Origin of the sequence: Mesotoga sp. Brook.08.105.5.1, assembly GCF_002752635.1 — a bacterium.
Taxonomy (GTDB): Bacteria; Thermotogota; Thermotogae; order Petrotogales; family Kosmotogaceae; genus Mesotoga.
In genome coordinates this window covers 1-24,125 of the sequence record NZ_AYTW01000040.1, presented here as the reverse complement: position 1 = coordinate 24,125, position 24,125 = coordinate 1, and the positions used below count along the sequence as shown (strand labels likewise).

Below are 24,125 nucleotides of genomic sequence, written 5' to 3'. Positions count from 1 at the left end.
GAACGGACGGTGACTGATTATGAAGAAAGACCAACTAAGGGCCGAACTTAAGAGAAGAAACCAGAGAATGACAGCTCAAAGAGAGTACGTGCTAAGATTCTTCTTTGAAGCTGAGACAGATCACTTAAGCGCCGACGAAGTCTACCACAAGATTCAGAGCAAGAAATTCGGGATAAGCAAAGCAACCGTTTATAGAACCATTGAGTTGCTCGTAGAGATAGGCCTTCTAAGGAAGATTATTTTCGAAGATGGAATTGTAAGGTACGAACCGGTGAAAAGGGGAGAGCATCATCATCATCACATAATTTGCAGCAACTGCGGTTCCGTTGTCGAGTTTCACCTTGACAATCTCGAAGAACTTGAAGAGCTTGTGAAGTCAAGAACAGGATATAGTATAGACGATCATCAGCTTAAATTCTACGGTTTGTGTCCAGAATGCCTGAGCAAAGTGAAGAATAAGAAAAGTGACAGCAACGATAATAGATAGGCAGTAAGAGGTTCAAAGCGTATCGTCGGGATGACTCCCCCAATTACACTAGTGACTTCACCAAGTAGCGAGGACATGGCTCTGAGGCTACCAGCAATAAAACTGCCTACTATTTGCAGCCCAACAAGATCTGCTATCAAGATGAAAATCATTCCAAGATACGAAGGCACAACGAAGACTGGAACCATTACTACGGTTAACGGTACTCCTGCTAGAGACAACGTGCCAAATGTACTTAGAGAAAGCGGGATGATAGCCGTCTGAGCGATCGCTCCAACAAGCAATGTCTGACTTAGCAGATTCTTATTCTCGATTGCAGGCAAGAAGATTAGAAGCGCAGCTGTTGCAAAGAAACTCAGCTGGAATGAAATTGACGCAACAATAGATGGTTGTGCCATAACAATAATAATTCCGGAAAATCCCAGAATATTAAGCGGGTGCTGTCGGTAATCAATGATCTTCAGTAGTGAATAACACAGTAACATTAAAAATGTTCTGGTAGCAGATATCGCTGGACCAGTAGATAAGGTATAGAAGAAGAGCACGACAATAGAAAGTATCAGCTTCGTTTTCCTACCTAACATGAGAAAAGAGATAGCGGAATGGACCAGCAAATACATAAGACCGATGTGCAAACCAGAAACCGCAAACAAATGCGCAACTCCAAGATCAGAAATCCTCTCCCTGGTCTCAAAATCAATGTGGCTTCTATCGCCGGTGAAGACGGCTGCAGCAATCGTGTCATTTAGTTTGTACCTCGAAAGTAACTCAGTAACATACTTTCCAGGATAAGAGAAGACCTCTAGCCTCTCGACACAGGCCTCAATATTTGATTCGATCTTGAAAAGAGGAAATGATTCTTGCCTTATAAGAGTTCCCGCTGTCCAGATTATCTGGCCCGCAAAAGCTGCGGCTTTTCTGTCGGAAAGCCTTATGTTTACAGCGACGGGAAGATTCATCCACTTTCCCTCAACAAGCACTCTTCCCATGCTTGCCTCAACGTTTCCCGTTCCGCCTCTGGATATGTATCCCACATATTCTACCTTTCCAGGATCAAGTGTCTTCAACGTTAAAGACTGACCGAGGCAACCGACCACAAAGAATATGAGCCATATGAAAGGGCTGACCCATCTGGAAGAAAGAAGAATAACGGCTGTCGATACAAAGATAAGTGGTATCCATGCACCTGCCGTCCAGGCAAGTGCAAATACCAACAGCTCCCCAAGCATTGTTGCAAGGAGATAGTATAGAAACGGGAAAGAGGTTTTCCTTTTCAGAAGTCCACCTAGCATAAATAGATTGTACATCCCTTGCAACGCTTTGTGAACAGCGTGTTCGATGATTCACATGTGATAGAATATTATCGTTGAATGTTCCTGGAGGTTTTGAGGTGAGACAGTTTTCTTTTGGCGGGCTGACGCTGGTGGGTTACTATGGATATAATAACCTTGGCGACGATCTACTATTGCTTTCATCACTATCCCTAATTGATGAGATAGGGTTTGAAGGGCCAATATACTTGCCCGCATCTTCTCAAATAGAGCAAATAACTCATAGATTCCCTTCGAAACTCGATATCAGATTGGTTAGTCGCTTTAGTATTGGTGAGATCACAAACTCAATTAGGCACTCAATTGTCACCATCTTCGGAGGGGGAAATCTCCTACAGGACCAGACTAGTTGGAGGAGCTTCCTTTACTATTATGAGATTGCCAGGCATACCCTTAACAGGGGGAAACCTCTGCTTCTTCTCTCTCAAGGTTTTGGACCGTTGAACAGACAGATCAACAGAAAAGCTCTAAATAAGCTGCTGAATAATCCTCTTACCTTTGGTGTAATGAGAGACTTAGTCAGCTACAAATATTTCGCTTCTTTCTCGAAGAGAGTTATCTCAGGTACTGACTACGGCCCCTACTATTTGCAGAAAATGGGAATAATTCCGGAAAAACGAACAACCGAAAGTGGTCTTGCGGTAATTGTATTGAAAAATGGAACGAGTGTTGATGACGTCCTCAATTCGCTGAGGCTGAACAATCTGACTGAAGTATGCGCTGTGGGTTTTCACAATCATCATGACGAAGAAAAGAGAAGTGAGCTCGAATCTAAGGCCAGATCAAATGGATTCAAAGTTAGAAAGCCTCCCGAAGACCTCGAAGGGATGATAAGAATCTTCAACAATGCAGAACTGATAATTACTGAGCGTCTTCACGGAGCAATTCTCGCTATCTCATTAGGAGTTCCATTTGTGTGGAAGAAGAACACAAAACTCGATAGATTTGTGAGATCTCTTAACAAGGATTGCGAACTCTCATTTGAAGGAAGCTGCGAGAGCTTGAGTCTAGCCATCAACAGTTCTCTGAAAGAGCCTGTTAATCTCAAAGACGAATACTGGTCTCAACTTGAGAAAACGGCAACCGAATCAAAAGAAGTATTGATTAAGTTGATCTATAGAAGGTGATTGAATGTGGAAATATTTCCTGCCAACTAGAGTCTTCTCGGGGACTAAAACAATAAGTCATAATAATGAGCTGTTCAGAGAGATAGGAACTAATGCTTTCATAGTCACTGGAAGGTCTTCAGCAATAAAGAGCGGGGCACTTGACGATGTGCAGGAAGTGCTTGACGCGTTGGATATTCCAAGCACATTATTTGATGAAGTGGAAGAGAATCCCTCCTTCTCAACAATTGAGAAGGGCGGAAAAATGCTCTCAAATAGCGCGTGCGATTTCGTGTTAGCTATCGGTGGTGGAAGTCCGCTAGATGCTGCCAAGGCTATCTCGGTAGTTGGGAAGAATGGCAACTGCAGCTGCAGAGATCTATTCAAAGGAAAGGATCTTCCCGCATTTCCAATTGTCACAGTCCCCACCACGTCTGGGACCGGAAGTGAAGTTACACAGTACTCGATTTTAACCGATCCGGAAGGTTCGAAAAAGGGCTTTGGCATGCCTTCAACATTTCCTAGAATCTCTTTCTTGGATGCGAGATACACCGTAACAATGCCCGTGGATGTGACAATTTCAACTGCACTCGATGCCTTATCTCATTCTATAGAAGGCGAAGCAGTCAACAAGGGACAGAACCCCCTGGTGAAGATGCTTTCGAAGGAAGCAACGAAGATTATAAAGCGATCACTCCGTGAAGTCTTGAAGAATGAAAATGATGTCTCTTCCCGAGAGCGGATACAGTTCGCCGCGACACTTGCCGGGATTGTTATTGCCCACACGGGAACGACCGCAGTTCATGCCGCAGGTTATCCTCTCTCATCCTTCAAAGGCATAAAGCATGGAATGGCAAATGCACTCATGTTGATTGGGATACTCGAAAGAATAGCCAGAACCGACCCGAATAGAATAAGCGGTGCAATAGAACCTTTCACTGATCTAGATGAGCTTAACGCCTTCTTACAGGAGTTTGGTGTAGGAAGAGTCTCATTACAGCTCTCCGAAGAAGAGATAGAGAAATGGTCCGATCAGACCTCTAAAGCATCTCATCTGAAAAAGACGCCGGGTGACTTCGACAAGCAATTCTTCGTTAATCTTTACAAGAGGATAATAAGCGATTGAGCCCCAGAGTGTTCCTCAAGAAAGAAATCAAGAGGAGGGTAGCTTTTGGCCATCCGTGGGTCTACGACAACGAAATCGAAAAACACGACCCGCTCGATGATGGTTGCATAGTGGACGTGTTTACGTATTCTGGGCAATTCTTGGGAAAGGGTTACTACAATTCCGGTTCCACGATAAGAGTAAGATTAATTACAAGAAGGAACTGCAAACTCGATACAGACTTCTTTTCAGGAAAAATCCGAAGAGCAATACAAGTGAAGTCTCTACTTCTAGAAGATAGTGACGCCTTGAGAATCGTATTCGGCGAGGCGGATGGTCTACCAGGATTGATAGTTGATAGATTCTCCGATTGGCTCGTAGTTCAATTCAATACTCTTGGCATCCAGCTAATGAAGAAGGAAATCATCGAAGCCTTGATCCTCGTTTTGAAACCAAAGGGGATTTTCGAAAAGAGCGAAGGAACCTCCCTTGCAAAGGAGGGCCTGGAAGCTAAAGAAGGATGGTTGTACGGCAACGGGCCGGAGCTTCTGCCATTCAGCTTAAACGGGATCAGTTTTCTTGCAGACACAAAAGGGCAGAAGACCGGTTTTTTTCTCGATCAGAGAGAAAACGCAAAGCGCTTATCAGAGTACGCCGCCGGTCGAAGAGTACTCGACGTTTTTTCTTACACAGGTAATTTCTCCTTTCATTGCATAAACAAAGGAGCACGAAGTGCGATACTGGTCGATTCATCTGAGCGTGCGCTCTCCGTCGCAAAGGAAGTAGCAGAGATAAACAGGTTCTCTGATAAGTGTGAGTTCATCAAGACAAATGCTTTTGATTACTTGAGAGAGAACAGTCTTTCAGGCTTTGGTCTTGCAGTAATAGACCCTCCGGCAATGGCGAAATCTCCATCTTCCAAGAAGAACGCTCTCAGGGGCTACAAAGAACTGAACCTGAGAGTAATCAAGAGTTTAAACGACGGGGCATTGATTGCTTCTTCTTCTTGCACACAGATCGTTTCGGAAGAAGATTGGATGAGAACGATCAATGATGCTTTTCACGATTGTAAGAAATTGGGTCTAGTAGCTTTCAGGGGTGGACAATCATTGGATCATCCAGAGGTTACTTCGATATTCGAGACCAAGTATCTTAAGTTCTGTCTATTTCACATCTTTGAATTGATAAATTACTGAAAATCGGGCTAGTTACTGCTGAAGTATTAATGTAATGCTATAATTCAGAAAAGTCTAACGGCTGGAGGTAGATAGAAATGGCCAAAGTATACGTTGTGACTTCCGGAAAAGGGGGAGTCGGCAAGACAACAATCACGGCCAATATTGGTTGTGCTCTTGCCAATTCAGGGGCGAAGGTTTGCCTTATTGACGCAGACATAGGTCTCAAGAATCTGGACATCACATTGGGTCTTGAGAATAGAGTTGTGCATACAATTCTAGATGTTGCAAATGGTAAGGTAACTGCTTCTGAAGCGCTAGTGAGGCATAAGCAAATCAAGGGACTTTATCTACTCGCGGCCTCACAAATTGCAACGAAAGAAATGCTTTCCCCCGAAGATATGAAGAAAATGATTAGTGAGCTGTATCCGAAGTTTGACTATGTCATTGTGGACTCACCTGCAGGAATAGAGAGAGGATTCAGGAACGCCATAGCTGCAGCTGAAAAAGCTTTGATTGTTACTACTCCCGAACTTCCAGCCATTACTGACGCTGATCGGGTCATCGGACTTCTGGAGAACTCCGGGATGCAGGAAGCGAATATCAGACTCGTGATAAACCGTTTCAAAGTTCAGATGGTCAAACGTGGTGATATGCTTACAAGAGAGGATATTCAAAGTAACCTCGCAATCGACCTGATCGGGATTATTCCAGATAGTGACGAGGTAATCATAGCAACAAACAAGGGTGTACCGGTTATCCTGAACGGAAATGGAGAAGGAATCGGAAAGGTCTTCGAGAACATTGCTTTGAGGATGAAGGGAGAACCGATCCCCGTTGAACGGGATATCCTTGAGCAAGGATCGAAAGGATTCCTTGAATTCCTTAAGCGCATCTTCAGAAGAGACTAAGAGGGAGTTGAAGTGTATGTTCTTTGGACTTTTCAGGAAGAAGAAGAAAACCGAAGGAAGCAGAAAAGAAGCAAAGGATAGACTTGATTCCATAACTGGTGGCAGGAGGTATTCAGTACCGGTGAGAGAAGTGATCCCTCAAGATATCCTCCAGAATAGCGGTAAGGATATGGTACACCAGATAAAGACTTACGTTGCCGATAAGTATAAGGTTAAGGAAGAAAACGTCAAAGTTCAGCTTGAAGAGCACAACGGATACGTGGTAATTATTACAAACGTGGTCTTCCATTGATTTTTATGAGATATGCTGTAAAAACAAGCCTTAGAAATCAGCTGATAGACATCACCGATTTCATAGTTGAGTCAGTTAGAGAGTCGAGGGTCTCACACGGTATTGTTAATGTCTTTGTTCCGCATACCACGGCAGGAGTAACAATCAACGAGAATTCCGATCCAGATGTTGTTCAGGACATCTTAGAATGGATGGGAAAAAGCATTCCAAAAAGTGATAGATTCAGACACCGCGAAGGGAATTCTGATGCACATATTAAGGCTTCCTTGGTTGGTTCTTCAGTTACAATACCTTTCAGAGACAATTCACTCGCGCTGGGAATATGGCAGTGCGTTTATTTCTGCGAATTTGACGGTCCTAGGAGCCGTGAGGTAATCGTTACGGTAGTGGAGTAGCAATTTCTCTCATGAGTCTTCGTCATAAACAGTAATTGGGACTCTGAGAGCAGACTGTGGGGAGGGGACACAATGCGCAAAGGAAGATTCTTGTTTCTTGCTGTTCTAGTTTTCGGATCTTCGCTCTTCGCAATCAAGGGCTTCACCTGGGACATGGGCATACCTAAGTTCTATTTTGCATCGGTCTCAATAGCGATCTTCATAGTCTCTTTCTCATTGAAAGCTGTGAGGAATCCCTGCAGTGTCAGAGTAACGCTTCCGCAGCTGCTTTCATTGTTGTTTGGATTCCATGCGTGTCTGACTACCTTCCAACTTCTGAACACGCTGCCAAACGTCTTTCTTACTTCACTCGGTTTTGCAATGAATCTGCTTCTCTTTCTCCTCTTTTCATTGCTCATCTCGGCAGAGAAACAGGAAACTCTACTGACTATTCTCCAACTTTTCCTGTTTGCGGGGCTTATCATAGCCTTTGATGCCGTATTTTCATTCTACACGGGATATGGCTTGCTCTGGGGGACTGAGAACAATCCGTTCACAAGAGGAAATCTCTCATCCGTTATAGGAAACGTGAACTTCACGACCGACCTAATGGCAATGCTGCTATTTCCAGCTGCTTTTCTAACCGTTTCCAAGAAGAAGATCTGGAAGCACGAGAAGATTCGGCACTACTTCTACCTTTCACTCTACTCACTTTTCTTGATAGTAATAGTGATAGGCCAAACAAGAGCAGTCTATTATTCAGTAATAATATCGATAGTCTTTCTAGTAGTCTTCTTGATTTTCTCAATTCTGAGGTTCAAACTCAGATCCTTCATTTCTGTATTTAGCAGGCTATTTGTCATTCTTCTTATTATCTCCACGATAGTCATTATGATCGTCTACTCTGGAGACAACCCTTTGACAAGCGGCCGTTTCAGTTTCTCGGAGAGGTTAACGTATACCACTGACGACTACGTTTCCGTCGACGTCAGAATTCTTCAGTGGAAAGCAGCTATCAAACAGTGGGAGAGTTCAGCCTTTCTGGGTACAGGCTTCGGATCATACAAGTATCTTTCTACGGAGAATATGGGAAAGGTACTGACTGAAGAGCCAGAGTACATGTATGTTGCAGGTCTGAACAGCATCCGAACCCACAACGAGTATCTTCAGCAGATGAGTGAAACAGGAATAATCGGAATCGTCCTAATTATGACCTTCATAGTTGCAATGCTTTTCTACACTGTCGGGGTGGTGAAGAGATCCTCCTCTGTCGAGAAGGTCACAAAGTATCTCTTTCTCGAAGCCGGGTTACTGATAATATTCGTTCATTCAGTACTTTCCTTTCCTGGTCATCTGATGCCAAACGCATTACTAGCTGTCTTCCTTTTTGGATTCATCATGAGCCCTGAGTTTTCCGAAGCGAAGGGAGTCACTGTTCCTATGTCAAAGGTACTTCCGCTACTGCTGGTTGTATTCGCGCTGAGTACGTCAGTTCTGATGAGTAGAACGTTTTTCGCGGAAGGCCTTTTCACAAAAGGCTACATTGACTACAGAAGAATTGAAAGCATTAACCCGCAGATTCCAGAGTTAGTAAACTCGATCGGAAGTATCAAGAGGGAAATCGAGAATCTTGAGGACTATGAGGGAAGGTACTCCTATCTTCAACATGATGACTATATTCCCGATAGATTGATTGAATTGCAGAGGACTTATCCTGAGGCACCCTCAGAGTTGCTTCAACATATGGCTTCTGAAGAACGAGAAAATGCCTTTGCGTCAACGTTATCCGCGCTGAATTCTAAGCTACGATCTGCTTCTTCAGCGCTTCTAAGGGCGAGGCAGGACTCGTCAAACAGTTTCTACTCCGCGATGCGTAATCTGTCGACATCTAGAGAGATTTCCAGAGGCCAATATTTGTCAGAGGCTTACATAGGATACATGTATTTGACTGCTCAGAGAAAGGAAGATTTCCGTCTAAAGCTCAATATGTCGGGCAATGCATTAGCCGATGCCTTCACAGAGATATTCGCCAGAGAAGATATCTTCTCGACCTGGCTTAACGAAGACACATCGCCGGGAGGTATGCTCAGCGAGTTGGAAATCGATCACTCATACCTTAGAGAGTTACCCGGTTTGTTGCGAGCAGACCTTACGGCTACCGATGTTTCTGCTCTGCTAGAGGTCTTGGATATCAATCTGCTTATCGACTATCAAGTGACTCTGGATGCGATAGATGCTCTTCTGAGGTCCACAAAGATATCTCCCGATCTTCAGGTAGTGAAAAATGTGGCAAGCTTGCTTTTCCGCGCGATGGCTGCTGCCGAGAGAGTCTCAGAAGAACTGGAGAAACTCGAAGGTTTTGTTGCAGACAGCGGCTCTCTAACCTCTCTAGTAGATTCGATCAGAAAGCTTCCGAAATCTAAGAGAGGGCATCTCGAGACACTCTACGAAACCGCCATCGAATACAACCCTGGTGGATGGTTGAAGGGAAGCAACAACGTCTACGGCGAGTATTCAAGAAACGTACTTCTTCTCTACGGTCTCGATGGACTGGATAAGGTTCAAGAGATAGCAGAGAGAGAGGTCTTTGCCTGGAATACGATGAAAGCAACGAATCGAGTCGTCCCATTAGGCAGCATTGGCCAGCTAACTCCTCTAAAGGATTACGTTTCAAGAGAATGGTTCGACAATCTTTACGAAGAAGTATATTTCTGGAGCGAGGAAACTTCATCACTAATTATGAGAGAGATGGAAGAAGAACAGTTCTCAGGAATAGCACTTGAGAAGGCCGAATCAGCCCTAAACGAAATCGAGAAGTTCCTTCAGCTTTATTCACTTTGGTAACCCGTTAAACGTCACCTGGGTGTTACACAGGTAATACTTCGGGTATTGCTGACGTTATTGATCGGACTTATGATAGTGTTGAAGAAGATGGAGGTATATAAATGCTGGAAGTTAAAGAGGTCAAGTTAATCCGAGATGAACGAAACATTCTGAACAGTCTCACTGCTTCCTTTGAAAAAGGACGTGTTTACGCGATTCTTGGAAACAACGGTGTAGGAAAATCAACTCTATCATATGTGCTGATGGGGCTAGAATCTCACAACGACTACGAAGGAAAGATACTTCTAGATGGCGAAGAAATCGACACTCTATCAGTATCTGACAGGGCAAAGAAGGGAATTTCTCTGAGTTGGCAGGAACCGGCCAGGTTCAAAGGACTTACTGTGAAAGAGTATCTGACGCTCGGCGGAAAACTAAGACTCTCGAGAGAAGAACTCGATGAGACCCTGTCAATTGTGGGACTCAACAAGGAATATCTAGATAGACTTGTCGATGAGTCACTCAGTGGAGGGGAAAGAAAGAGAGTGGAACTCGCCTCGATAATGCTGGTAAATCCTAGAGTAACGATCCTTGACGAACCAGACTCAGGCATTGACATTATGTCCATGGAGATGATTGAACGAGTTCTTGAAAGACTGCGGGATAAGGGTTCGGTAGTAATAATCATCACTCATCGTGAAGAGATTGCGCGAATGGCAGATGAAGCATATCTTCTCTGTGGGGGAAGAATAATTGCCTCGGGCGAGCCAGAAGAGATTGTCAGCTTCTACAGGAAACTCTGTGACACTTGTCAGCACATAAATGAACCGATTAGAGAAGGCGGTCTTGCAAATGATTGAATCAAGTTATGAGAGGGAATTCACTGCTATCGCAAAAGAGTACGAAAAATCAGGCGGTAACGTCTCTGATTTTCTGCGCAAAGACATCGTCTCTATTATAGTGAGCGGGAACAAAGTGATCGGAAGGAATACGGTCGAAGGTGTTCATGTTAGAGCAAAAGAATTGGATAACGGAGTGGAAATCTGGCTCGATATTGAAGATGACGTTGTTATCGAAAACCCTATTCACCTATGCACAGGTTATCTGAAACCTGAAGGAACACAGGAAGTGCTTATTCACAACCGTCTTGGAAGTCGAGCCCGGGCGAAATTCATATCACACTGCGTATTCCCGAGCGGAGTGAATTTCACGCACTCGATGGTTGCCGACACCGATGTTGGAGAAAACGCTGAGATGTTCTACGAAGACACTCACATGCACAGCAAGGACGGCGGAGTAACGGTTAGGGCAACCTACAATACAGTCGTTAGAAAAGGTGGCAGATTCCAGAATATGTTCTATCTTACCAAGACTAGAGTAGGAAAGCTCTTTGTAAAGATGTACGTCAATCTTGAGAAGAATTCTACAGCGCATATCGAATCAAAAGTATATGAGCGTGAAGACGATTATCTCGAAATTGATGAAGAGCTCCATCTGAATGGCGAAGGCTCATCCGGAATTGCAAAAACTACTGTTTTTGCTACAGACAGAAGTAAGGCGAAAATCATCAACAAAGCCTATGGAAACGCACCATATTCGAGAGGCCATATTGAGTGCAACGAAATCATTAAGGGCGATTCTGTAGAAGTAGGTACTATGCCTGAGTTGTATGTAAAAAACGAGAAGGCCGAACTGACACACGAAGCCTCTATTGGCAGAGTAAATGTCAAGCAGATGGAAACCTTGATGTCAAAAGGGTTGAGCGAGGAAGAAGCCACTGATATGATTGTCAAAGGTTTGCTCAGATAGAAGTGGAGGGAGTTACTTGAAATACAGCGAGATGTACATTGTGAAGAAACTAGTCGATCTAGCCAACATACCAAGTCCATCCGGATTCACCAACACCGTTATTGGCTATCTTGAGTCTGAACTGCAGGAATTGGGGTTCAGTCCGCGAAGAACAAGAAAGGGAGCTCTGGTGGCAGAGCTCGGCGGCAAAGGAAGACCTCTGGTGTTGGCTGCACACGTTGACACGCTTGGGGCTATGGTTAAATCCCTGAAGCCGAATGGCCGGTTAGAGATAACCAACGTTGGCGGATTCACAATGAATAGCATTGAAAACGAGAACTGCGTAATTCACACGAAAACCGGAAAATCCTTCACGGGAACAATCCAGTCCATATCACCTTCCGTTCATGTCTTTGAAAACGCAAGGACTCTTGAACGCAAGATATCAAATATGGAAATCCGGGTAGACGAATTGGTAAGAAGCGAAGAAGATCTTAAAAACCTTGGTATTGAAGCAGGGGATTTCGTTTCATTTGATCCTAGAGTGATGGTTACCGATAGTGGTTTTGTGAAGTCAAGACATCTTGATGACAAAGCAAGCGCAGCAATCCTTCTAGAGTTAGCAAAGAAAGTCTCTTCTGGCGAAGCGATCTGCGGAAGAAAAACTTACTTGTTTTTCTCGAACTATGAAGAAGTAGGACATGGCGCATCGGCTGCGATGCCAGATGATTGCGAAGAGATAATCTCTGTTGATATGGGAGCGATAGGCGATACTCTGAAGACCGATGAATTTGTGGTTTCGATATGTGCTAAGGATTCGGGTGGACCTTACGATCACTCAATCGTTAAGGGATTGATCGAAACTGCAAAGAAAGTGAAAGCCGAATACTCAGTAGACATCTATCCCTTTTATGGATCTGATGTGGAAGCATCTCTGAGAGCCGGATACGATGTCAGGTTTGGACTAGTCGGTCCCGGAGTTGAAGCCTCTCACGGATACGAAAGGACTCATTACAGAGCGCTCGAAAATACTTTGAAGCTTCTTAAGGGATATATTGAAAACTGAGGCGCAAAAGCGCCTCAGCATTACTAGTTCTCCGCAACCATAGTTCTAGAAAACTATCTTGCCCTTCTTGTTACCTATCTCCTGACCAAGCTGGTTAACAAAACCGGCAGGAGCAACATCGATTACTTTGCTCTTCTCAGCTTCCATAGCTTCCTGAAGCTTCTTTCTGTAGGCATCCATTTTCTCTCTGAGTTCAGATACGTCCCCTTCAAGCCACCCATAGATACTTTCTGTAAGCTTCTCAGAAATCGCCTCTATTTCGTCGTTTTCTTCCATCATTCCTGCTTCTTTTGTTACCTCCAGCTCTTCACTTACTGCCCTCTCAACATCATCTTTCGTTAGCTGAGGAACGGCCGACTTTACCAAACGCATAGCGATGTTTGTTCTGAGTCTCAGATCATCTATGGTTGCCTCAAGATTATCTACTCTGGACATTATCGCACCCAAGAATTGATCAAGTGAAATCTGCATTTATTATTCAGCTCCTTTCAATGGTTTCTTATAACGATTTTACTACTTATAAAGCCAACTATAGTTAAGCTCATGTTTTGCTTGTAATCTCAGCCTTTCTTGTCGAATCGATATCTGATTCTAATAAGCCATAGGGACAAAACAACAACAAGGAGGAAAGCAGTAAGGTCGCCAGAGGCAATTTGGAGAAGCCAGAAAGAAGGAAGATATCCGCTGGTAAACAGAGAAGATTTCAGAATTGACGGAAATACCCAACCTATTATAAGCGTGGTAGCTGCAATGAAGACTGCTACAGATTTCTCCTCTATTCTCCTCAGCTTTCTAAATGGAAGAAAGGAAAACGAAGCGAGTGAGATCACTAAGGCCATAGATGAAACAAAACCAAGAATTGAAAAGAGACTCCTGTTCCAGCAGATCAACAACGAAATCAAGAGTATCAGGACAGATGGCTTCTTTAGAACTCCCTTGGCACTATCAGTAAGCATATCTTTTGAACGTATGTTCTTTTCAAACTCCTGTCTGTAGACGACTATTCCCATAAGAATCGATAAAGGCATCAATCCGGCTGAAAGTGAGGCTTCCCAGAAGAAGAGCTGAGAGATTGCTATCGATCCAACAAGAATCTCGTGCAGAAATGTCAGAAAAACCCTCACTCTTCCTCCTCCAGACTCTCTATCAAGGCCTTCACACTGTTATCACCGGTAATGTCCAGGAAGAGATCCTCAAGACTTGACTCCACACTGCCGAAGCTTTCTTTCAGATCAGAAAGCGTGCCTTCTGCGATCATCCTACCTCTATCGATAATTCCAATTCTGTCGCACATCTTTTCCGCTACTTCGAGCACGTGAGTTGTCATGAATACAGTTGCTCCCCTATTTGCAATGTTTCTAAGCCATGCTTTCAGCTTCCCTGCGCTTGAGGCATCAAGGCCAACGGTTGGTTCATCGAGGAATATCACAGATGATTCTCTCATGAGAGCAATGGCAACCATGAGTTTCTGCTTCATCCCATGAGAGTAATCTCCTATGTACTTTCCAAGGTAATCGATCTTGAACGCGTCTGCCAGGTTTCTAAGCCTTGATATGGTCTCTTCGGGTTGAAGCTTGTATATGTCGATTATGAACTTCACAAATTCTATTCCCTTTAGATTTTCGTACATCTTGGGTTCATCCGGAACAACAGATATTATCTGTTTGATCTCCATGAGGTCTCTTTCAATATCGAGCCCCGCAATTCGTATACTTCCCGAGCTAGGAGCAATTACTCCGGTCAGCATCTTTATAGTAGTTGTCTTGCCCGCGCCGTTTGGTCCAAGAAAACCGTATATCTCTCCTGACAATACTCTCAGATTCAGATTATCAACGGCTGTTAGATCCCCGAAACGCCTTGTCAAATCAACTGCTTCTATCATCATTCTTCTTCAAACGCCTTGTCGTAAAAAGTTGCCGTTTTTGGATGGAACATCAGTTCTATGGTACCTACCGGACCATTTCTTTGCTTTCCGATTATCACTTTGGTAACCTGTGGAAAATTGCTTACATCGCTCTTATCTTTGTAATAATCATCACGATAAAGGAACATCACTGTGTCAGCATCTTGTTCAATAGCTCCAGACTCACGGAGATCACTAAGACGCGGCATCTTATCTTCTCTTTGCTCCACCGCTCTGGAAAGCTGCGAAAGTGCAACGACGGTGATGTTCAATTCCCTTGCCAGGAGTTTCATAGATCTCGAGATCTCCGAGATCTCCTGCTGACGGTTGTCGGATCTGCCTTTCGTATGCATCAGTTGGAGGTAATCGACAAATATGACCTGAACGTTGTGCTCCATCTTGATTCTCCTCGCCTTTGCTCTGAGCGTTCTGGGATCAAGGGATGGTTCATCGTCTATAATTATAGGAGCCGTCTGCAGGGTACTGGCACCATTTGTCAAACGTTTCCAATCTTCAGTGCCAATATCTCCTGCCCTGAGGCGAGATAGTTCAAAATTAGTGACATTACACAGAAGTCGCTGTGCAAGCTGTTCCTTCGACATCTCAAGACAGAAGACAGCTACTGGCAACTGAAATCTCAGAGACATATTGGTTGCCAGACTAAGAGCAAAAGCAGTCTTTCCCATCGATGGGCGTGCAGCAACAATAACTAAATCCGACGGTCTAAATCCTGTGGTAACTTCATCCAGTTTCCTGTAACCAGATGCGATACCCGTGATCCTACCGGTCACCGCATTCTCTTTCAGCCTTTCAAGATTCTGGAATAGCTCATGCATTATCTTACCAATATGCTGATACGTCTTCGAAATCTGCGCCTCTGTAATCTGGAATATCGCTTTCTCTGCACTGTCAAGGATCTCGTCTGTTTCTTCTCCCTCATATGCGTTTTCAACTATCGAGCTGGCCGCAGTTATCAGCGATCGCAGAAGAGCCTTCTCCTTTACAGTCTTGCCGTAATAAAAGAAGTTGGCAGAGGTTGGAACGACATCCGCGAGTTTGGCAAGCTCGATTTCGCCTCCCATTTCTTCGAGCACTCCGCCGGTTCTTAGTCTTTCAGTAACTGACACAATATCCACCGGACTCCCCTCATCAAACAACTTCTCCATTGCGGAGAAGATCAACTGGTTCTTTCGAGAGTAGAAATCCCTACTTGTGAGAAGCTCCATCACATCCGGGACCACATCTGGATCAATCAAGATGCTCCCTATAACAGCCTCTTCAGATTCAATACTATTCGGAGGAATTCTCGTCTTCAATTCATTCACCAACTCTTCCAATTATGAGAAGTTCTTTAGAATAAGCTCCTTTACCGCTGAAAAATCTCCTTCGAAAAGAAACTGCCCTCTATCCTTACCAGAACCACCTCTAACTTCCAGTTCTTCCTTGACTCTTGTAAGGACCTCCTGACAGTCAAAGCCTTTACCAAAAAGCAGGAATCTATCATTTGCCTTTCCAATAATAAGATACTCTTCCAGTGTGACGAATTTGGTAATTGCAGCTAGAACACTCTCCTCTTCTTCAAGAAAAGTAATCCTCGATCGCGATCTATCAATATCTTCCGCTATATAATGACCTAGTCTTTCAGAGAGGCTTCTTATTATCGAATTGCTTGCTTTGAGCTCGCCTATTAAGGATTCGATCCGATTCGGCAGATCGGAGTATTTGCAGGTGAGAAATAAAGCCGACTTGGTTGTGAGATTGTGTTTTGCGACATAGTCATCTAGGGCTCTATTTCCCGCGGCGAAGAAGACTCTGGTGAGAGAACCCTTGACTTTCTCGCGTTTCAGGACTTTCACGAGCCTAATTTGCCCCGTCCTCTCAACATGAAGACCCGAGCAGGCGCTTACATCTATCCCTTCAATCTCAATCACTCTGATGTCCTTGTCACTTTCGCTGATTCTCTGATCTATCTCTTTCCTCAATCCCAACTTCTGAAGCTGAGATCTTTTGACACTGAAGCTTTTTACTGGAAGATTCTCACCGATCAAATCGTTGCAGATTCTCTCAACGTGAGAAATCATATCATCTGTGAGAACACCAAGCGAAAGGTCGATTGTCGTGTGTTCTTCCCCCATCTGAAACCCAACGGTTTCGGCATCCAATTCTCGAAGAAACACTGCCGATAACAGGTGCTGCGCAGTGTGCTGCTGCGAGATGTCCCGTCTCCTCGTCTCATCGATCCTGATGTCCACCGATTCACCTCTGTCCTTATCTATTATTCCATCTACTTTGATAAGAATCTCATTATTCGACTCATTTACTGACAAGATATCCAGTCCGTCCACTTTTCCACGATCTCCAAGTTGTCCTGCTTCTCCGTCAGCATACACATTACCGTAACATATCTTGACGTAGGTAGTACCTTCTCCAAACCATATTTCCCTTACTGCTTCTAACATACATCGCCCCCGGCCACTTGATATTATGTGCAAATATATGTAATAATTATACAGTAAGCATTTACTTAACTCCGTGGGTGATAATTCGAGAAAAATGAATATGGGGTGATTTGGTTGCAGGAAAGGCCAATCCTTTCGATAAGGAATCTATCTACTCATTTCAGTATGGCAGAAGGAGTTGTTAAGGCCGTTCAAGATGTCTCTTTTGATCTTTATAGAGATGATGTCTTAGGAATAGTTGGAGAGACCGGTTCTGGAAAGAGCGTAACAGTCAAAACAATAGCCGGAATGGTTGATAACCCAGGCTTTATTGCTGGTGGCGAGATTCTCTTTTTAACCGACGAATTCAGTAAGAGCGGTGAAAAGGATTATATTGACTTGGCAAAGCTTCCGAAAGATAGTTTCTCCAGAGTCAGAGGAAAACACATAGGGATGATCTTTCAAGACCCTATGACCTCCCTTGACCCGATGTACACAGTTGGTAACCAGATGATAGAGACCATTGTTCATCACAAGAAAGTTACCGAAGAGGAAGCAAGAGAACGATCGATAAAGCTTCTCGAACAGGTGGGAATTCCTAAGCCTTCCGAACGAATCGATGATTATCCCTTTCAACTCTCCGGGGGACAGCGCCAGAGAGTAGTAATAGCGATAGCGCTGTCGTGCGATCCTGAAATCCTGGTTGCCGATGAGCCTTCAACTGCTCTAGACGTGACAGTTCAAGCTCAGATTTTAGAACTGATGAAGGATCTTCAGGAGCAGTTCAACAGCAGCATGATTTTCATTACCCATGATCTCGCAGTAATCGCTGAAATTGCCACGAGAATCAGCGTTATGTATGGAAGCTATCAAATGGAAATGGCGGACTCTCTCGAAATCTTTGACAGTCCGATGAATCCATACACATTTGCACTTCTTGAGTGCATTCCAAGACTTGATATAAAACAAGATAAACTCCTTCCTATTCCTGGCCAGCCGCCAGTTATGTTGAATCCACCCGTGCTATGCCCATTCCTTCCAAGGTGCTCAAGAGCAACAGACAAATGCTACAAAGAGATGCCACAGCTTGAGCAAATGAAGGATAATCATTTCGTCAGATGCTGGAACCCAATTACTAACAAAGTATTGCTGGTCAAGGAGGCTCAAGAATGAAGCTTCTTGAAGTTAGAAATCTGAAAAAATACTTTCCAGTCAAGCAAGGATTCCTCATCGAGAGAGTTGTAGGATTCGTCAAGGCAGTTGATGATGTGTCTTTCTCGGTAGATAGAGGAAAGACAATCGGTATAGTTGGAGAATCGGGTTGTGGCAAGACTACAATCGGTAAGTCGATTATCCGCCTTCATGAAGTGACTGATGGAGAGATGCTCATTGATGAAGAAGACACCACTTTCTACTTCATGAAGAAGCGAAGGGCAAAACAGTATCTGAAAGAGAAGTATTTCGATACGGAGAAATTTAATAATGGTGACGGAGTTGGTTTTGAGCCTTTCGAAAAGAAGATGTACGAGATCTACAATAGTGTCAATAAGGACTCTTCCAAGGCAATCGATATTCTATTTGATAAGTCAGATCACAAGAAGAAGCTTCTCAGGCAAAAGGCACAGATAGTATTTCAGGACCCAATGTCTTCTCTGAATCCAAGGATGACAGTTGGGCAGATGTTAACTGAACCACTCCTTTTTCACAAACTTGCAAAAGACCTTGACGAAGCAGTTGAAATGGTGAAGGAACTGCTTGTAAAAGTCGGTCTTAAGCAATATCACGTGGACAGATATCCGCACCAGTTCAGCGGTGGTCAGAGGCAGAGAATAGCCGTTGCAAGGGCTATCAGTGTAAACCCCGATCTCATCGTTCTCGATGAGCCGACTTCTGCCTTGGATGTTTCGGTTCAAGCTCAGATAGTCAATCTCTTTGAGAAACTGCAGGAGCAGCTCAATGCAGGTTATGTATTTATCTCTCATAATCTTTCTCTGGTAAGGTTTATTTCTCAAGAAGTCTCTGTCATGTATCTTGGTAGGATCGTAGAGCAGGGCAATAGTGAGTCGATCTTCAGCAGCCCATTGCATCCTTACACAAAGGCGCTCTTGGCGGCTGCTCCAATACCCGATCCAAAGAAGAAACGTAACCGGAAAGACCTGGTTGGCGGACAGGTTCCCAGTCCAATAAACAGACCGTCTGGCTGTTTCTTCAATCCGAGATGCAAGTACAGAATGGATATTTGTACCAAGGAATATCCGCCCATGTTCAAGGCGGATGAAAACCATTATGTTGCGTGCCATCTTTATTCCACATCTCATGAACAAGGAGGGGAAAGTAAATGAAGAAACTCTTAGTGCTTCTCGTAGTACTCATTGCTGTTGGAATCCTTTTCGCAGCTCCCGAGTATCACGTAGAAGAGACATGGAACGGCAAGCCCGGAGGTACTTTCTATTACTGGGGCTTGGGAGATCCAAAGACATTTAACTATGACTGGGCACAGGAAACTAGTTCAACAGATCCTCTAGGATTCATACTGGCAACTCTTATTGAAGCCGATGAGGGTGGTATGCCGTCGCTTCCCGGTCTTGCAAAAGACTGGTGGTTCTCTGATGACGGATTGACTTTCTTCGTGCAGATAAGGGAGGGCATTCAGTGGTCCGATGGAGCACCATTCACACTTGACGATGTTTACTGGACATTCGTAAATGTTTCCTTTGTCCCGGAAAACACGGCAAACGGCAACGGGTCCTATCTGGATTCTAACGACCAGCTTCCAGTGGTCGAGATCGTCGATGACACAACGATCTCCTTCACCTGGACAGTTCCCCAGGTAACGGCCCTTAGGCAGATCGGCTTCCGCCCCATCATGCCAAAGCATGTGCTCGAGGAAGTTGTCGCCAACGGTACCTATCCGGAATTCTGGACGATCGCTGACTTTGACAAGCTAGTCGGAATGGGACCCTTTGTTATTACCGATTACATCGAAGGCGTCAGAATCGTTTTCGAGAGAAATCCATATTACTGGAAAGTCGATGGCAACGGTGTAAGATTGCCATACTTCGATAAGCTGAATTACGAGCTTCTCGCCGACCAGAATACCTCTCTGCTCAGATTTGAAGCAGGACAGATCGATCTCTACGGACCGACTGCCGAGCAGTTCCCGAGGCTAGCAGAAATGGCCGCAGATAAGGGCTGGATAACCGGTGTCGGTGGTCCCGCTCTCGGCTCGCAGTTTATTACCTTCAACTTCAACAACCCAGATCCCGTTAAGCGAGAATGGTTCAGAAACGATGGGTTCAGAAGAGCTTTCGTCTACGCGATGGATAGAGACGCTATAATTGAATCTCTATACAATGGGCTTGGCTCTCCTCTATACGGTCCGGTCTCTCCATCAAGCGGTTTCTACTACCCTGAAATCGAGAAATTCGATTACAAGTACTCAATAACAAGAGCCAGACTTCAGCTCAGGAGAGGCGGCTTCGACTGGCTTCCAGATGGAACCTGTGTTGATGCAAATGGAAACCCGATTGAGTTTGAGCTCACTACAAATGCTGGAAACGTAGTCAGAGAGGCAATAAGCAACATCATCGTCGATGGTGCTGCAAAACTTGGAATTAAGGTCAATTTCAGACCTATTGACTTCAATACCGTTGTTTCAAGACTGACAGATGCGACCTACGACGCTGTCGTCATTGGACTCACCGGTAGTGTTGACCCCGGAACAGGCTGGAACGTTTACAGGCTTGACGGCGGACTGCACTTCTGGAACTATCCTCCGGACTACAATCCTGACGATCACATAACTGAGGACATGTACATTCTCCCCGACTGGGAGAAGAGAGTCGATGAAATCTACAGACTCCAGACGTCAGCGGTTGATCCACAAGACAGATATGACCTATTTGCTGAATTCCAGATGCTCTTTGCTGAGTATCAGCCACTTGTGTTCACAATTGCACAGAACTTCCTTTATGTCTACAAGAACAATATTAAGATGCCGGTAGAAAAACTAACACCTGCAACAGGCCTGCTATTCCAGTTAGAAGGCTGGTGGAAAGAGTAATATCTTGATTCTCGTTGCGGGAGGGTTTCCCTCCCGCTTTTCGTATCATCGAGAGACTTAGTGTGAGTTTTGAGGAGGGAATAAGGTGCTGAAATATATAGTTAGAAGGCTGATTCTAGCAATTCCGGTTCTGCTCGGAGTCTCTATACTGGCCTTCATGATTATATCCGCTGCCCCCGGTGATTTCTTGGATGCATACAGGTTAAACCCTTCTATTTCGAGAGATCAGATAAAGGTTCTTGAGAATCAATTTGGCCTTGATCAGAATGTATTCGTGCAGTATTTCAAGTGGTTGGGCAACGTTCTTACAGGGAACTTCGGTTATTCATTTAGTTACAGGATTCCTGTCTTCGAACTGGTTTTCAGGAGACTGGGAGCAACTCTTCTGCTTAGCATCACCACACTGATTTTTACCTGGGGAATCGGCATTCCTCTTGGCATATATTCAGCCCTTCATCAATACTCGCTCAGTGATCAAACTTTTGCCTTCCTTGCATTCATTGGTATTTCTATTCCAAACTTCTTCTTTGCTTTGCTATGGCTCTTTATGGCGGCGAAGACAGGGTGGTTCCCAATAGGAGGATTGATCTCGCAAAACTTCAACGAACTGAGTATTATCGGCAAGATCGGTGATTATCTCTGGCACGTGGTCGGGCCAATGGTCACCTTGGGTACTGCTGGACTTGCCGGTCTGATGAGGCAAATGAGAGGCCAGTTGCTCGACCAGCTGAGGCAAGACTATGTTCTTTTTGCTAGGGCAAAGGGAATGCCTGAGAAGAACGTTATCTACAAGCACGCAGTTCGAAATGCTATCAATCCTATAGTCACAATGTTTGGATATGCACTTTCTGGTTTGCTCGGCGGCGCAGTTCTTACAGAGACGGTTTTCGGCTGGCCAGGAATGGGAAGACTAGTCATTGAAGCCCTGAATGCTCAGGATTTGTTCCTTGTCATGGCCACGTTGCTCCTTTCCGCTGTCCTTCTGGTAGTCGGCAATCTGCTGGCCGATCTTCTGCTTGCATGGGTCGATCCCAGAATTCGTTATAGACTGAGCTGAGGGGTGTAAAATGAAGAAGAAAAAAACCAATGATAACAATACATTGAAAAGTGCTGAAGTCAGTAAAGAAGATCTCTTTGAAGTAAAGTACATGAGTAGATGGCAGCTTGTGTGGAGAGCTTTGAGAAAGCACAAGTTGGGGATGATTTCTTTATGGATCCTGATAATCATGTACATCATAGCATTGCTGGCCGACTTCTTGTCCCCTACCAACCCTTATGAACAGACACAGGGACTTTCTTTTGCGCCACCTTCAAGAGTTCATTGGACCGACGAGAGCGGTAAGCTTACTGCTCCTTACATTTACGCCTGGGTAATGGAAAGAGACCCCGAAACGTACAGAACAACATTTGTTGAAGGTGTTTCTATAGGTTCGATCACTGCGTTGGATAGGTCAACTGGCACAGAAATCACTTTCACAAAGGGTGAAGACGGGGTAATAGATATATTTCTTACCATAAAAACGGTTAGATATGCTCTTGACGCAGAAGGCAATAGGGCTAATCTGGGACAACCCGACTACTCGGTTATCCAGAACATCAAGCTGAGCGAACTGGAGCTCTTCGAAAAGATGATGGTCAGTGAGACTTCTAATAGAACCACCATAGATTCCCTTAGCCCAAGCAGGTTCAGAGAACTTCAAAGGATTGGGCCGCCAGTAAAAGTCGTAACTGAGCGATCTCTTCACAGAGTGTTTGCTCAAAAGGAAGCAGAAATCAAGGACATTGTTCTCGAGGCTATAAGTATTTACAATGAAGTTATCGACATTGATGGAGAAGACGTTGAGCTAGCAAAGGAGTTTCTAGCCGAGCTCGAAATCTCACCTAATCTTCTTGGAGTAGTCGTCGAACCCGAAGTTACAGAGTACGAAACTGTTAAGTACCCGATCAAGTTCTTCGCCAAGTCCTGGGATTACAAGCTCTTATGGTTATTTCCAACTAACATTCACTTATTCGGAACAGACCAGCCATCGAAACTCTTGTTGTTTGGGGCAGACAGATACGGAAGGGACGTATTCTCCAGGATTCTTGCTGGGTCTAGAATCTCTATGAGTATTGGACTTCTTGCCATACTTATCACTTTCTCTCTTGGACTTTCGATTGGAGGTGCCGCCGGATACTTTGGTGGTATTACCGATGAAATTCTCATGAGGGTCACCGAGGTTCTGATGTCGATACCCAGTTTCTATCTCTTGATCTCGCTGCGTGCGATTCTGCCTACAAGTATACCTTCGCATATGACTTATCTCTTGATAGTTGTAATTCTGAGTTTTATTGGTTGGCCCGGGATGTCAAGGGTAATCCGAGGCATGGTTCTGGGACTGAAAGAGACAGAGTTCGTTCAAGCAGCAGTTGCTATGGGTTATCCATCATCACGAGTTATTTTACGGCACATAATCCCGAACACGGCAACGTACATTATCGTTGCAGCAACTCTGTCGATACCCGGATATATTCTTGGAGAAGCAGGCTTAAGTTTCCTTGGGCTGGGAATAACTGAACCTTCGGCAAGCTGGGGATTGATGTTGTCGCAGGCACAAAGTATAAAGGCAATGACAGAAGCTCCCTGGTTACTAATACCGGGGATATTCATATTCATTGTTGTTATGGGCTTCAACCTCCTCGGAGATGCGCTGAGAGATGCTCTCGATCCCAGATCTCTAGGGTACTAGACCTTTAAGAAGCTAATAGACTGGATTTTAAGCGGGTCGAATGACCCGCTTTCTTTAAGCGATATTTTATCCCCTACGGACTCGTTTTCAGAAGAAAATACATTCTCATCAGAAGCAACGGTTTGTGTAACCAGGTCTTTCAGGTTCGCGAAAACAATAACAGTAACTCCACTCTGTAAATTCCAGCCGCTCCTTCTCTCTTCCAAGCAGTCAAAAACAATGTGTGTTCTCATAAGAGACGCACCTCAAGCTCGGAGCGAAATCTAGTTAGGGCTTCCTGAAAAACTGCTACCTTGTTCCTGTTAAAGAGGTCGTCATGTTCAAGAGAGTAGTAGTTGGCTCACAATATGTGGATTTTGACCAGGAACACCCTCGAAATTGCTCCGAATCCCTCCGATTTCTCCCCAGAATAGCCATCGGAAAAATGAAAAAAAATAAGCCCCTCAACCAGCGGGCAAGGTTCATTGCAATCATCGCAAAAGCGATCATGGTTTCGCTTGTTTCTTTCACCTTTCCCCGGATAAGCCCCAGTCC

The 24,125-nt window shown here is 44.5% G+C and carries 24 protein-coding genes; 17 read left to right on the top strand and 7 right to left on the bottom strand.

Going from position 1 to position 24,125, the window contains the following annotated elements; genetic code table 11:
• Positions 1 to 19: 19 nt before the first annotated feature.
• Complete coding sequence (locus V512_RS11720; protein WP_099830638.1) at positions 20 to 487, top strand: Fur family transcriptional regulator; 468 nt, start codon at positions 20 to 22, stop codon at positions 485 to 487.
• On the opposite strand, the gene V512_RS11715 is transcribed toward V512_RS11720, so the two are convergent.
• Positions 418 to 1,779, bottom strand: coding sequence for a ComEC/Rec2 family competence protein (locus V512_RS11715; RefSeq protein WP_099830637.1), 1,362 nt, complete (start codon positions 1,777 to 1,779; stop codon positions 418 to 420). The genes V512_RS11720 and V512_RS11715 overlap by 70 nt on opposite strands.
• Before the next feature lie 98 nt (positions 1,780 to 1,877).
• On the opposite strand from V512_RS11715, the gene V512_RS11710 reads away from it, so the two are divergent.
• The 10 genes from V512_RS11710 to V512_RS11665 all read left to right on the top strand — a co-directional run bounded on the left by V512_RS11710 (position 1,878) and on the right by V512_RS11665 (position 12,458).
• Positions 1,878 to 2,945 carry a polysaccharide pyruvyl transferase family protein gene (locus V512_RS11710; RefSeq protein ID WP_099830636.1) on the top strand — a complete coding sequence of 356 codons (1,068 nt, stop codon included), beginning with the start codon at positions 1,878 to 1,880 and terminating at the stop codon, positions 2,943 to 2,945.
• A 4-nt stretch (positions 2,946 to 2,949) separates the two neighbouring features.
• Positions 2,950 to 4,050, top strand: coding sequence for an iron-containing alcohol dehydrogenase family protein (locus V512_RS11705; protein ID WP_099830635.1), 1,101 nt, complete (start codon positions 2,950 to 2,952; stop codon positions 4,048 to 4,050).
• On the top strand, positions 4,047 to 5,225 hold the full coding sequence (locus tag V512_RS11700) for a class I SAM-dependent rRNA methyltransferase (RefSeq protein ID WP_099830634.1): 1,179 nt from the start codon (positions 4,047 to 4,049) through the stop codon (positions 5,223 to 5,225). The genes V512_RS11705 and V512_RS11700 overlap by 4 nt, the downstream gene beginning before the upstream one ends.
• Positions 5,226 to 5,302: 77 nt before the next feature.
• A complete protein-coding gene (gene minD / locus V512_RS11695; protein ID WP_099830633.1) occupies positions 5,303 to 6,115 on the top strand; it encodes a septum site-determining protein MinD in 813 nt (270 codons plus the stop codon).
• A gap of 16 nt (positions 6,116 to 6,131) precedes the next feature.
• Positions 6,132 to 6,407 carry a cell division topological specificity factor MinE gene (locus tag V512_RS11690; protein ID WP_006491911.1) on the top strand — a complete coding sequence of 92 codons (276 nt, stop codon included), beginning with the start codon at positions 6,132 to 6,134 and terminating at the stop codon, positions 6,405 to 6,407.
• Positions 6,408 to 6,412: 5 nt separating this feature from the next.
• Positions 6,413 to 6,802: a secondary thiamine-phosphate synthase enzyme YjbQ gene (locus tag V512_RS11685; protein ID WP_099830694.1), complete on the top strand. Its 390-nt coding sequence runs from the start codon at positions 6,413 to 6,415 to the stop codon at positions 6,800 to 6,802.
• A 72-nt stretch (positions 6,803 to 6,874) separates the two neighbouring features.
• Positions 6,875 to 9,625 carry an O-antigen ligase family protein gene (locus V512_RS11680; RefSeq protein ID WP_099830632.1) on the top strand — a complete coding sequence of 917 codons (2,751 nt, stop codon included), beginning with the start codon at positions 6,875 to 6,877 and terminating at the stop codon, positions 9,623 to 9,625.
• Between the two features lie 101 nt (positions 9,626 to 9,726).
• On the top strand, positions 9,727 to 10,464 hold the full coding sequence (locus V512_RS11675) for an ATP-binding cassette domain-containing protein (RefSeq protein ID WP_099830631.1): 738 nt from the start codon (positions 9,727 to 9,729) through the stop codon (positions 10,462 to 10,464).
• Entirely contained in the window at positions 10,457 to 11,413 is a 957-nt protein-coding gene (locus V512_RS11670; RefSeq protein WP_099830630.1) for a SufD family Fe-S cluster assembly protein, read from the top strand. Before V512_RS11675 ends, V512_RS11670 begins: the two co-directional genes overlap by 8 nt.
• A 16-nt stretch (positions 11,414 to 11,429) precedes the next feature.
• Positions 11,430 to 12,458, top strand: a complete 1,029-nt coding sequence (locus tag V512_RS11665) for a M42 family metallopeptidase (protein WP_207759767.1) — start codon at positions 11,430 to 11,432, stop codon at positions 12,456 to 12,458.
• Between the two features lie 45 nt (positions 12,459 to 12,503).
• Here the strand turns inward: V512_RS11665 and V512_RS11660 are convergent, their stop codons facing one another.
• The 5 genes from V512_RS11660 to V512_RS11640 all read right to left on the bottom strand — a co-directional run bounded on the left by V512_RS11660 (position 12,504) and on the right by V512_RS11640 (position 16,820).
• Entirely contained in the window at positions 12,504 to 12,929 is a 426-nt protein-coding gene (locus tag V512_RS11660; protein WP_099830629.1) for a hypothetical protein, read from the bottom strand.
• Positions 12,930 to 13,018: 89 nt separating this feature from the next.
• Positions 13,019 to 13,582, bottom strand: a complete 564-nt coding sequence (locus tag V512_RS11655) for a multidrug transporter (RefSeq protein ID WP_099830628.1) — start codon at positions 13,580 to 13,582, stop codon at positions 13,019 to 13,021.
• Positions 13,579 to 14,340, bottom strand: coding sequence for an ABC transporter ATP-binding protein (locus V512_RS11650; RefSeq protein WP_099830627.1), 762 nt, complete (start codon positions 14,338 to 14,340; stop codon positions 13,579 to 13,581). The genes V512_RS11655 and V512_RS11650 overlap by 4 nt, the downstream gene beginning before the upstream one ends.
• Positions 14,340 to 15,686 carry a replicative DNA helicase gene (dnaB, locus tag V512_RS11645; RefSeq protein ID WP_165775398.1) on the bottom strand — a complete coding sequence of 449 codons (1,347 nt, stop codon included), beginning with the start codon at positions 15,684 to 15,686 and terminating at the stop codon, positions 14,340 to 14,342. Before dnaB ends, V512_RS11650 begins: the two co-directional genes overlap by 1 nt.
• A 12-nt stretch (positions 15,687 to 15,698) precedes the next feature.
• The gene (locus tag V512_RS11640; RefSeq protein WP_099830626.1) at positions 15,699 to 16,820 is read right to left on the bottom strand and encodes an alanyl-tRNA editing protein; all 1,122 of its coding nucleotides are present in this window, start codon (positions 16,818 to 16,820) and stop codon (positions 15,699 to 15,701) included.
• A 114-nt stretch (positions 16,821 to 16,934) separates the two neighbouring features.
• Here V512_RS11640 and V512_RS11635 point away from each other — a divergent pair, with 114 nt between their 5' ends.
• From V512_RS11635 to V512_RS11615, 5 genes are all read left to right on the top strand, one after another.
• Complete coding sequence (locus V512_RS11635) at positions 16,935 to 17,972, top strand: ABC transporter ATP-binding protein (protein WP_099830625.1); 1,038 nt, start codon at positions 16,935 to 16,937, stop codon at positions 17,970 to 17,972.
• The gene (locus V512_RS11630; RefSeq protein WP_099830624.1) at positions 17,969 to 19,141 is read left to right on the top strand and encodes an oligopeptide/dipeptide ABC transporter ATP-binding protein; all 1,173 of its coding nucleotides are present in this window, start codon (positions 17,969 to 17,971) and stop codon (positions 19,139 to 19,141) included. The genes V512_RS11635 and V512_RS11630 overlap by 4 nt, the downstream gene beginning before the upstream one ends.
• A complete protein-coding gene (locus V512_RS11625; RefSeq protein ID WP_099830623.1) occupies positions 19,138 to 20,862 on the top strand; it encodes an ABC transporter substrate-binding protein in 1,725 nt (574 codons plus the stop codon). Before V512_RS11630 ends, V512_RS11625 begins: the two co-directional genes overlap by 4 nt.
• 85 nt (positions 20,863 to 20,947) lie before the next feature.
• Positions 20,948 to 21,919 (top strand): ABC transporter permease, encoded by a 972-nt coding sequence (locus tag V512_RS11620; protein WP_099830622.1) that lies wholly within the window; start codon positions 20,948 to 20,950, stop codon positions 21,917 to 21,919.
• 10 nt (positions 21,920 to 21,929) lie between these two features.
• Positions 21,930 to 23,591, top strand: coding sequence for an ABC transporter permease (locus V512_RS11615; protein WP_099830621.1), 1,662 nt, complete (start codon positions 21,930 to 21,932; stop codon positions 23,589 to 23,591).
• Here V512_RS11615 and V512_RS11610 read toward each other — a convergent pair.
• Positions 23,588 to 23,824: a hypothetical protein gene (locus V512_RS11610; protein WP_099830620.1), complete on the bottom strand. Its 237-nt coding sequence runs from the start codon at positions 23,822 to 23,824 to the stop codon at positions 23,588 to 23,590. The genes V512_RS11615 and V512_RS11610 overlap by 4 nt on opposite strands.
• 83 nt (positions 23,825 to 23,907) lie before the next feature.
• On the opposite strand from V512_RS11610, the gene V512_RS14770 reads away from it, so the two are divergent.
• Positions 23,908 to 24,125 (top strand): hypothetical protein (locus V512_RS14770; protein WP_207759766.1); only part of this gene is annotated, 218 nt, incomplete at its 3' end.

Bases quoted from the DNA above. Each gene is read 5' to 3' on its own strand.
- V512_RS11720 (WP_099830638.1), top strand. From the start codon at position 20: ATGAAGAAAGACCAACTAAGGGCCGAACTTAAGAGAAGAAACCAGAGA.
- V512_RS11715 (WP_099830637.1), bottom strand. From the start codon at position 1,779: ATGCTAGGTGGACTTCTGAAAAGGAAAACCTCTTTCCCGTTTCTATAC.
- V512_RS11705 (WP_099830635.1), top strand. From the start codon at position 2,950: ATGTGGAAATATTTCCTGCCAACTAGAGTCTTCTCGGGGACTAAAACA.
- minD (WP_099830633.1), top strand. From the start codon at position 5,303: ATGGCCAAAGTATACGTTGTGACTTCCGGAAAAGGGGGAGTCGGCAAG.
- V512_RS11690 (WP_006491911.1), top strand. From the start codon at position 6,132: ATGTTCTTTGGACTTTTCAGGAAGAAGAAGAAAACCGAAGGAAGCAGA.
- V512_RS11685 (WP_099830694.1), top strand. From the start codon at position 6,413: ATGAGATATGCTGTAAAAACAAGCCTTAGAAATCAGCTGATAGACATC.
- V512_RS11680 (WP_099830632.1), top strand. From the start codon at position 6,875: ATGCGCAAAGGAAGATTCTTGTTTCTTGCTGTTCTAGTTTTCGGATCT.
- V512_RS11675 (WP_099830631.1), top strand. From the start codon at position 9,727: ATGCTGGAAGTTAAAGAGGTCAAGTTAATCCGAGATGAACGAAACATT.
- V512_RS11670 (WP_099830630.1), top strand. From the start codon at position 10,457: ATGATTGAATCAAGTTATGAGAGGGAATTCACTGCTATCGCAAAAGAG.
- V512_RS11660 (WP_099830629.1), bottom strand. From the start codon at position 12,929: ATGCAGATTTCACTTGATCAATTCTTGGGTGCGATAATGTCCAGAGTA.
- V512_RS11650 (WP_099830627.1), bottom strand. From the start codon at position 14,340: ATGATAGAAGCAGTTGATTTGACAAGGCGTTTCGGGGATCTAACAGCC.
- V512_RS11640 (WP_099830626.1), bottom strand. From the start codon at position 16,820: ATGTTAGAAGCAGTAAGGGAAATATGGTTTGGAGAAGGTACTACCTAC.
- V512_RS11630 (WP_099830624.1), top strand. From the start codon at position 17,969: ATGAAGCTTCTTGAAGTTAGAAATCTGAAAAAATACTTTCCAGTCAAG.
- V512_RS11625 (WP_099830623.1), top strand. From the start codon at position 19,138: ATGAAGAAACTCTTAGTGCTTCTCGTAGTACTCATTGCTGTTGGAATC.
- V512_RS11615 (WP_099830621.1), top strand. From the start codon at position 21,930: ATGAAGAAGAAAAAAACCAATGATAACAATACATTGAAAAGTGCTGAA.
- V512_RS11610 (WP_099830620.1), bottom strand. From the start codon at position 23,824: ATGAGAACACACATTGTTTTTGACTGCTTGGAAGAGAGAAGGAGCGGC.